General features: G+C 64.8%; 5 protein-coding genes. 4 read left to right on the top strand and 1 reads right to left on the bottom strand.

Going from position 1 to position 10,364, the window contains the following annotated elements; genetic code table 11:
- The 3 genes from ABIE58_RS15145 to ABIE58_RS15135 all read left to right on the top strand — a co-directional run.
- On the top strand, positions 1 to 498 hold a 498-nt coding region (locus ABIE58_RS15145), incomplete at its 5' end, for an IS630 family transposase (RefSeq protein ID WP_354545545.1).
- A 15-nt stretch (positions 499 to 513) separates the two neighbouring features.
- On the top strand, positions 514 to 1,083 hold the full coding sequence (locus ABIE58_RS15140) for a hypothetical protein (protein ID WP_354545544.1): 570 nt from the start codon (positions 514 to 516) through the stop codon (positions 1,081 to 1,083).
- A 257-nt stretch (positions 1,084 to 1,340) separates the two neighbouring features.
- Positions 1,341 to 3,074 carry a CAP domain-containing protein gene (locus ABIE58_RS15135; RefSeq protein ID WP_354545543.1) on the top strand — a complete coding sequence of 578 codons (1,734 nt, stop codon included), beginning with the start codon at positions 1,341 to 1,343 and terminating at the stop codon, positions 3,072 to 3,074.
- Positions 3,075 to 3,086: 12 nt separating this feature from the next.
- On the opposite strand, the gene ABIE58_RS15130 is transcribed toward ABIE58_RS15135, so the two are convergent.
- Entirely contained in the window at positions 3,087 to 5,192 is a 2,106-nt protein-coding gene (locus ABIE58_RS15130; protein WP_354545542.1) for a calcium-binding protein, read from the bottom strand.
- Positions 5,193 to 5,414: 222 nt separating this feature from the next.
- Between ABIE58_RS15130 and ABIE58_RS15125 the strand changes: the two genes are divergently transcribed.
- A complete protein-coding gene (locus ABIE58_RS15125; RefSeq protein WP_354545541.1) occupies positions 5,415 to 10,334 on the top strand; it encodes a beta strand repeat-containing protein in 4,920 nt (1,639 codons plus the stop codon).
- The last annotated feature ends 30 nt before the right edge of the window (positions 10,335 to 10,364 follow it).

The following is a 10,364-nucleotide window of genomic DNA, read 5'->3' as shown; positions in this document are numbered from 1 at the left end:
GCCAGGGTCGGCCAGCAAGGCACGCTCACCCGAACCTGGGCCGAACGCGGAACCCGCCCCCGCGCGCCCCGAGATACGCGCTACAAATGGGCCTATATCTTCGGCGCTGTCTGCCCAGGCCGCGGAGCGAACGCTGCATTGATCATGCCCTTCGCCAATACCGAGGCCATGAATGTCCATCTGATCGAGATATCCAACGCCGTCACGTCTGGTGCCCATGCCATTCTTGTGATGGACGGTGCCGGCTGGCATGGATCAAAGGCGCTCTGCGTCCCTGACAACATCACCATCGTGACGTTGCCGCCCTACGCCCCGGAGCTGAACCCGGTCGAAAACATCTGGGCCTATCTGCGAGCGAACTGCCTCGCCATTTCCGTGTTCGATACCTACGACGACATCGTTGCGCGATGCTGTGACGCGTGGAACTTCTTCGCAAACGATCAGGAACGCGTCCGTTCTATCAGTGACCGAGAATATGCCAAAGCGGTCAATTCATAGGGCCGTTGGTATCAGATGACGCCCCTGATCCGGTTGGATGTGCAGGATATCGGCTTTGCCGAACCCGCGCTTGCCCGCTCCGTCGATGCCTTTCTCGGCAAGGGCGGCGGCAGGGGCCTGTCGCCCGGCGGCGCGGGGGCGGCGATCACTGGCGGTGCATCAGCGGATGCCACCCTCGATGACGTGAACTTCCGCATCAGGGATCTCCACGAAATTTCCGCCGGATTGATGGTCACCGTTTACCAAAGCGACACCAGAACCTTTGGCCTGCGCCTGCTTGCCGGGCGCGGGCGTGCCGAGGTCTATTTGCCTGACGGTGTTGATATTTTCGTCGATACGATCACCGTGACGGCGAAAACGCGGTTCGCGGAAACCGCTGTTGTCATCGAGCAGGCCCTGCCCTGGCCCGCGCTCTTGTCCGACCGGCTCGCGGTGACGGCAGAGACAGGACACAGGCACACCCGATCACACGTCGCCCTGCGTTCTGCGCTGATACGTCGTGACGATACCGGCACCGACAACCAGAGCTTTGCCGGCATCGCCCGCGCGCATCGCGCTTGGGCCGCGACGGGCCACGCGGCTTGATCTGGGGGTGCGCCGGATACGCGGTAGCGATCCGATTGCCCGGCTGGGACTCGAGCGCCGGTTCTGATATGCATGGATCGCGATTTGACACCATGACGCAACGCCCTGGCACAACACCGGGATGGCTTGCCCGGAGCCCTTCGCTAAAGTATTATATCGTCGGGAATTCGGGTGGGCGTGGCACCATTCCACTTAACATCGGCATCAGACGACGTTTGGATAGTTGAAAACGGTGCGAAATTTGCGTTTTAAAGCCGTTGTTTCGAGACCTTGAGTTTACCGATCAGGAGCCGCCGGTACGTGCCATGCTGACATCCAACGAACAATTCTTTCTCGAACTCATGAACGCCGCCAGGCTCGACCCTCTGGGCGAGGCCGCACGACAGGGAATCGACCTGAACGCGGGACTGCCGAATGACAAGGAGGGATGGAAAGAAATCGCCCCTATCCCGGTTCAGCCCCTCGCCCCCAACGCGTTCATCCAGCAGGCCTCCGCAGATCACGGGCAATGGATGCTCGATACTGATACATTCTCCCACACAGGCGCGGGCGGAAGCTCTCCGGGTGACCGGATCGTAGCGGCGGGGTATGCGTTGACGGGGCAATGGACTTGGGGCGAGAACCTCGCGATATTCAACACCACAGGCAATCTGGATCTTGGTGCCGTGATAAAAGAGGGGATCGGGGGATTCAAAGGCCACTTTGATGGCCTCTACGAAAGCCCCGGCCACCGCGTCAACATATTTGAAGGCGCGTTCCGCGAAACCGGCGTGGCGCAGGTCGCGGGAGAGTTTACAGCACCAGACTCCGAAGGAATTATCCGCGACTGGAACGCCTCAACAATCACCAACAAGTTCGGCACCACGGGCACGAGCGTATTCCTCACCGGCGTGATCTACGACGATACCGATACCAGCGGACTCTATTCCGTCGGCGAGGGGCGCGACGCTTTTCAGGTGTCTGCGGCGGGTATCGCGACGGCCACATGGGCCGCGGGCGGCTACACCCTCGCGCTCGACAGCAACCCGGCGGTCACGGTGACGCTTGGCACGGGCGCAAGCGCGATGCAGGTAACGGTCGATCTGTCGGGCGACAACGTCAAGCTCGACCTGATGAATGGCAACCGCATCCTGACCTCGGGCGACGTGGTGCTGGGCGATGGCGCGACCGAGGTGCAAATGCTGGGCGCGGTGGATAATGCGGTGACCGGCAATGCATCCGACAATTTCTTCTATATCGGACGCGGTGACAATGTCATCGACGGCGGCGGCGGGTTCGACACGGTGGTCTTTACCGGGCGGCAAAGCGATTTCACCGTCGTCGATAATGGCGCCGGGCAATTCACCGTCATGGACCAGCGCAGCGGCCCTGCAAGCGACGGCACCAACACGGTGTCGGATGTGGCCGCGCTCGCCTTCACCGACACAACCGTTTCGCTCCTGCCTGATACCGCGGCCACCACGCTTACCGGGCACCTGAGCATGCCAGACGCGGCCCCGGCGGCCAATCTGGGCTTGCGCGTGACCCTCTCGGATGGCAGCGCGCGACTGGCTGGCAGCGACGCGAGTGGTGATTTCAGCCTCGGCCTTCCCGAGGGGCTTACCGGCACCCTCGACACGCAGCCCGGCGCGGGCAACCCGCAATCGCTCACCATCGGCGACGCACTCGATGTGTTGCGGCTGGCGGTCGGGCTACCGCCCTCCTTCGGCCCTGCCACACCGCATGACCTTATCGCGGCGGATGTGGATTTCTCGGGCAGGGTCGCGGTCGATGACGCGCTCAACGTGCTGCGTGCCGTCGTCGGGCTGGAGACGCCGGGGGCAGCGCCCGGCGAGTATGTCCTGCTCACGCCGGGCCAGTCCCTCGACGGGATGACCCACGACGCGGTCAGCTATGACAGGGGTTTCGATCTCGATCACGCGATGGCCGGGAGCACGCTCGATCTTCAGGTGGTCATGCTCGGGGATACGGGGGCGACCCAGGCGGTGTGATCCGGCGGGACATCACAGCGACCCGTCGACATTGCCCGGCAGGATCGCCGTCATCATGAATTCGAGCGCGCCATCCGGCGGCACGCTCAAACGCAGCCCTTCCGTCAAAGGCGCGGTGCCCGCAGCGAGCGCCGCCAGATCGGTCTCGGGGTCGAGAAACAGCCATTCCGGCGCGGCCCCGGCGGGCAGGCCGACGGCCAGCCGCAGCACGCCGAGCGCATCGCTTACGTTGACCGCCCCGTCACGGTCGAAATCAGCGGCGATCGTGGCGGCGGCCGAGGCAGGCCCGAAACTCGGGGCAAGCCCGACCGCGATCCGCAGGATATCGAGCGCGTCATTCACCCCAAAGGCAGGATCGCCCGCGCTGTAGCCGCGCAGGATTTGCAGATGCCCGCTCTCACCGGCAAGGCCCGACAGATCGAACCGCCCCAAGGCATCGGCGCGCAGAACCACCCGCTCCGCACCGTCGGGCATGAAGGTGATATCGGCACCGGTCAGCCATGGATTGGGCTCGGTCGGTCGGATCAGCAGCTCATGCGCGCCGCCGGTCACGGGCGGTGGTGCGGGGTCGGCTGCAGGATCGGGCACCGGGTCAGGGTCAGGATCGGGCGGTGGCGGCGGATCGGGCTCGGGATCAGGTGTCTGTTCGGACACGTGCGCCCCCTCGACCAGAAAAACCGGGATCCGGTCCGGCCCGTCAAAGGCAAACCCGAACAGATCGTCGCGATCCAGCGGCGCGCCGTCATGGCTGTCGATCACAACAAGCTCGTCGCGAAACGCGATCCGCGCGCCACCGGTGACCCGCGTGACGGTCAATTGATCGGGGGTGCGCAACATCGTGTAATCCGACAGGTCCAGCCGGTCTTGCGACAGGTCGAAATCGGTGATCCGCACAGTGCCGCCGCCGGACTGCATGACAAAGAGATCGGCCCCCGCCCCGCCGGTCAGGGTGCTGTCCGAGGGGCCAGCCGCCAGGATATCGTCACCGGCACCGCCCGACAGGATCGCCGCCGCCCCCTCGGCCACCAGCAGATCATCGCCGGCCCCGCCCGTGAGCGCCCCCACCCCCCGCAGCACCTGCCCGATATTGCCCATCGGCACGCTCAGATGCGCCAGCCCGGCATTGCCCTCGGTCGCGGCAAAAATCTGCAAGGCGTCCTGCGCATGGACCGCCGTCAACCGCGTGATCCCGTCGAGCCGCGCCCCCGGCGCGCTGGCAATACTGTCGAGATGCACCAGCCGACCATCGGGCAAGAGCGTGAGCAGGCTCAGCCCGTCATCGCTGCCGCCCGCCACTACGAAAACCTGCCCGGCCACCTGCGCCACCGCGATATCCTGAAGATCGGCAAAGCGGCTGAAGCGGCTGTCGATCAGGTGATCGCGGAGCAGCAACAGGCCATCCGCCGAGACCTCCAGCACGCTGAGCGACTGCGTTCCCGCCGCGCCCAGAATGGCAAACTGCGTGCCATGCGCCGCGACTGTCTCAATCGCGGTCGGGGCGGCAACCCCAAGGCCCTCTGCCACGCCGAGCGCATCACTGCCCGCACCGAGCGCCATGCTTTCAACCCCGTCAGCCGTGGCACGCGTCAAGATGACGCCGGTCGCCCCCTGCAAGAGGCTCAGGGCGCTATCTTGCCCCGCAGCCCCACTCAAACGGGTCAGCCCGGCCTGCGCATCCATGCGGAAAATCCCGCCCCCTGACAGCGCCAGAACGCCCCCGCCCGCCCCGTCGGCGAGGAAATCGAGCCGGTCGGCATGGCCCAGAAGAGGATCAACCGGCACCGGCGCGCGCATTGCCTGCAACGCGCCATCCGGTGCCAGCCCGTAGGAAATCAGCCGCCCGTCACCCACGCCCAGCAACAGCATGGCCTCGCCCGGTGCCCCGCCAACGACGATGTCACGACTGAGTTTGGCCGTAAGCGAGGGTGCAAAAAGCACGCTGTCATAGAGACTTACTGCCCCAGAGGGTGTCAGCCGATAGGCACTGATCCCGCCACCCGCACCGGTCGCGGCATAGATCAGCACCTCGCCACCGGCTTCGGCCACGGTCAGGGCGCGGATCGCGATATCGAGCCGCTCCTCGGCCGCAACCACACGAGCATTGAACTGCAACCGCATTTACCCTCCACACCCAGGCCACGCGGAAATTTTGGGAGGCAGTCAGGGCGCGGAGGTGGCGAAAATCGTGATAAAATATTGTTTTGAGACAACAAATTGAGGAAAATTCAAATGACACGCTTGGGTGAAAATCGCCCAGGGCGCTTGATTTTTTCCTTGTCAAAGAAATCCGGACACCCGAAAAAGTAAAAGAGTCTTTCTACACATTCTTGCGAGGTCGACGTGACAGATATTTTCCCCAAACCCGTTGAAGCGCGTTTCACTGTTTCTTCCGAAATGGATCGCAAGGCCTTTGTCCGCGACTGGATCGCGCGCCGCCTCAAGGCAGGCAAGATCGCCGGATCGGGGCTTGTCGGCACGCTGCTGACCCTGCCGATGCTGGCCGCCGCGCAGGCCGTCGGGGAATTTGTCAGTGCCTCGCAGATCGAGGGCGTCACCAATGTAGAGGCGATGTCCGACGGCACGGCCCAGCTTACCATGAGCAATGGCACCACCATCTCGGTGCCTGCTGCGGATGTGCAGGTCGCCGCCGGTGGCCAGGTCATGGTGAGCAGCCGAATCGTCGAGATCGCCGCCGAGGTCATGGCAGCAGGTGGGGCCGCAGGGCTGGGGGCCGGGGCAATCGCCGGCGGGCTGGCCGGTGCCGCCGGGGTTGCGGGGATCGCCGGGGCCAGTGGCGGCGGCGATGACGGTGGCTCTGCGCCGCCGCCGGTGCTCGCTGCGTCTGAATTCAGTAGTAGTGTTCTGGGTATCAGCGGCGGCTTTGACAGCCAGAATACCGGCATCAACTCGGCCACAGGTGCCGCATCCGTCGAGGTGACGATCACCGATGCGAACGGGGACGAGACAACGACGACCCTGCCCACGACCCAGTTCGACGCAAATGGCGATTGGGCCTTCGTCCCTCCCGGTGGCATCCCGCAAGGCATCGTGACCGTGAGCGTCAAGTCGCTTGACGCAAGCGGCAATGAAATTGAAACGGCCTCACAACAGTTCAGCGTCGACACCATCCCCCCGACCATCACCATCGACGACGCCGGCGTTGGCGCGGATGGCGTGCTCAACCTCGCCGAGCAAGAGGCCGGGATCACCATCTCCGGCACCACCGATGCCGAGGATGGGCAGACCGTCACCGTTACGATCAGCGGCGGCGCGGTAGTCGTCTCTTCGGCAATCGGTGCCAGGGCCGCAGGCGCAGAGTTCAGCGTCACCACCACCGCCTCGGGCGGGACGTGGAGCGTCGTCGTCCCGGCAGCAGATCTCGCGGGGATAGCCGACGGCCCCGTGCGAATCGCTGCCAATGTCGAGGATGCGGCGGGCAACCTCTCTGACAATGCGGTCGCCAATGCGGTCGCGAACGTGAGCGCAGACCGCACCGCCGATATCGAGATCACGACCGTTGCGGGCGATCCCATCGCCAGCGCCGACATCACCGCCGCCGACCGCGTGGGCGGCTTTGACGTGACCGGCACCGCTGCGGGGGTCGAGGACGGCCAGACCGTCACCGTCACGCTCAACGGTCAGGATTTTACCGGGACCGTTACCGCCGGGGCCTTTACCGTGTCGATCCCCGAGGCTGACCTTGCCGCCCTCGGCAATGGCCCTGTCACGCTCGACCTCTCGGCCAGCGTGGCGGATGTGGCAGGCAATACCGCCACCGACACGCCCGCCCCCATCGCCGCCGATTTCACCGGCCCCTCGATCACCATCAACCCGATTGCCACCGCCGATGGCGACGGCGTGCTCAACATCGCCGAAAGCGGCGGAACGCTGGAGATCACCGGCTCGACCAGCCTCGTGCAGGACGGACAGCCCGTCACCGTCACCGTGAACGGCGTCACGCTCGCCGGGCCGGTCACGGTGGGCGCAGGCGGCACCTGGACGGCCACCGCCACTGCGGGTGAGTTGACCGGCCTTCCGACCACGGGCCCCATCGACGTGACGGCCAATGTCTCTGATGTCGTGGGCCTCGCGGCCCCGCAGGCCAGCGCGCAGGTCACTGCCGATCTCGAGGCCCCGACCATCACGATCACCACCCCGATCGCGGGCGACGATGTGCTCAACATCGCCGAGCAGGGCGCGGGCATCTCGGTCAGCGGCACCACCACCGGGGTCGAGGATGGCCAGAGTGTCACCGTCACGCTCAGGGGCTTCAGCGGAGCCACGATCACCGGCACCGCGACCGTCACCGGGAATGACTTCACCGTGGAGTTTTCCGATACTGATCTTGCTACCATCGGCACCTGGCCTTCGGCCACCGTCACGGCAAATGTGAGCGACGCGGCGGGTAACCCCGCCACCCCCGCCACCCCCGCCACCGCGACCCTCGGCATTGATCTTGTGGTGCCGACCATCGCGTTCGACGCCATTTCCGGCGACAACGCGATCGGCCTGCTCGATGTGCAGGGTGATCTGCTTATCACCGGCACCACCGATGCCGAGGTCGGGCAGCAGGTCACCGTCACGTTCAACGGCAACCCCGTCGCGGGCGGCTCTGTGACGGCTGCGGGCGTCTGGCAGGCCACCGTGCCGCAAGCCGATGTCGCGGCAATCCAGACCGCGGCGGGCGCAGGCGGAATCCTCAACGGTATCCCGCTCACCGCAACCGTCACGGATGCCGCAGGCAACCCGGCAACCGCCCCCGCCAAGGCCACGATCAACGCCGATTTCAACGGGCCGTCCGTCAGCATCAACCCGATCACCGGCGACAACATCATCAACGCGGTCGAGGGCACCGGCGATGTGAACATCTCGGGCACCACCAACAACGTGCCAGCGGGCCAGGTTGTCACCGTAAGCGTCAATGGCACGCCCCTTGGAGCCGTTGCGCCCGATGCGACGACCGGCAATTGGCAGATCACCCTGCCGCAGGCGGATCTTCCGGCAGACGGGGCCTCGCTGACCATCACCGCCGATGCCTCGGACGGGCAGACCGCCGCGCCGACGGCCTCGGCAACCCTCACCGCCGATCTCACCGCGCCGACCGTTACCATCAATACCATCTCCGGCAATGACATCGTCAACATCACCGAGGGCGGGCAACCACTGGTGCTCTCGGGGACAAGCGACGCCGAGGCAGGACAGATCGTCACCCTGACCGTGCCCGGCGTCACCGACCCGATCACGGCCCCGGTTGATGGCGCTGGAAACTGGCAGGTCGAGCTGACAGCCCAGCAAACCGCCGATTTCGTCGCGGGACAGGATGGGCAGACGCCCAACATCCTCGCCGATGTGAGCGACATCGCCGGCAACGCGGCACTGCAGGCACGGCTCCCGGTCACCATTGACCTGACCGCGCCGACCGTGAGCATCGACGCGCTATCTCTCGGGCCGGATGGCGTGATGAACATCGCCGAACAGGGCGTGGACCTGGTGATCACCGGCACCGCGACCGATGCGGCACAGGTGACCGTGACCTTCAACGGCACAGCACTTGCCCCGGTTCCAGTGGCGGGCGGCACCTGGACGGCCACCATCCCTGCGGGCACTCTCGCGGGGCTGACGGATGGTGCATCCATCGACGTGCAGGCGGATGTGACCGACAGTTCGGGCAACACCGCGCAGGCCACGAGCAGCTTCACCACCGATCTCGCGGCACCCGTGGTCACGATCACGGATGTCTCCGCCGGGGATACCCTGACCGTTGACGAACTGGCAGGCGAACTGACCATCACCGGCACGACAACCGGCGATGCGACCGGCAATGTCACCGTGGATATTGGCGGGACGCCGTTCACCACCGGGGTGCAGCCGGATGGAAGCTGGAGCCTTGCCCTGACGCAGGCGGACGTGAGCGCCCTGAACCTTGGGGATGAGACGCAGGTCAACATCACCGCCAGCGCGAGCGATGCCGCCGGAAACGCCTCTGTCCCATCGGCGGCAACGGCCTCGCTGACGACCGATTTCCGGCCCATCGTCACGATCGACCCGATCGGCACCGATGGGGCGATCGATCTCGGCGTGACCACGGGGAACAGCATCAGCGGCAGAACCATCGGGGCCGAGCCTGGACAGCTGGTCACGGTCACCGCCAACGGGGTGAATGGCCAGATCCTGAACGCGACCACGGCGGTCCTAGCCGACGGCACATGGACCCTCTCGGTCGATGCGGCGACCATCAACCAGTTGCAGGCGGGCGAGACCTTTACCGTCACCGCGAATGTCAGCAACCTTGCGGGCCGCGCGGCGGCACCGGTCTCGGCGAATGTCGATGCGTATCAGGAAGCTTTGTTTGCTTTCCAGAATACGGGGACAGCGGGCAACACGCTGACAATAGAAGCATTGGGCCTAGAGGGCCTAGATGTGACAAACGGGCTAGCTGTTAATACGATGATGACGTTCGACGCCACAACCGCGAGCTATGTAGAAAGATCAATTGTCGTGGATGACAAGTTCAACGTTGCTTTTGGTGACGGCATCTTCACGGTCAATGACAACGACGCGGCACAGGGCACCGTAATTTTTGGTGGTGCCACTTCGATAGAGAATTTCTCGTTGCCTGCCTCACTATATCAATTCTCTATGGAATCCTTAGGTGCGGGGCCGATCACGCTCAACTTAGTTGACAGAGCTCAGGCCGGGCCGAGCGAGCTGCAGATTGGCACCGACGCAGCGGATACGCTGACCACCTCCAACATCGACTCGGTCGTTCAGGCCAAGGGCGGCGATGACACCATCGACATTTCCGCCACGGGGGCCAGCACCGTTCTCTTCGAACTGGATCAGGCCAGCAACGGTATCGACACCGTGATCGGCTTTGACACCGGCGGCACGTTCCAATCCGACGATCTCGGGTTCCTCGGCACGGCCGATCTGCGCGGCGGCGGCACTGTTGCCGAGGCACTTGCCGCGAATGGCACATTAGGCGCGGATACCGGCTTCGTGATCTTCACCACCGCGCTTGGTGGCACGGATGCGGCCACGCTTGATGCGGCCTTTGAGGGGCTTGTCGGAGAGGCTGCGGGCGATACCCTCTACTTCCTCGCGGGCGACGGCACCGACGCGGCAATGGCGCGGGTGATCGTGGCTGGCGCGGATAACGCCTCGGTCGAGATTCTCGCCAATTTCACCGGTATCGGCGATCTGGGCCTGCTCAACCCCGACAACGTAATCCTGCCCGATCCGGCGACCGTTCCCGCCTAGAAACGGGGCGCGTTGCACAATCGAGACAGG

Origin of the sequence: Roseovarius sp. MBR-78, assembly GCF_040547535.1 — a bacterium.
GTDB lineage: Bacteria > Pseudomonadota > Alphaproteobacteria > Rhodobacterales > Rhodobacteraceae > Roseovarius.
This window is presented reverse-complemented; position numbering and strand designations above follow the sequence as displayed.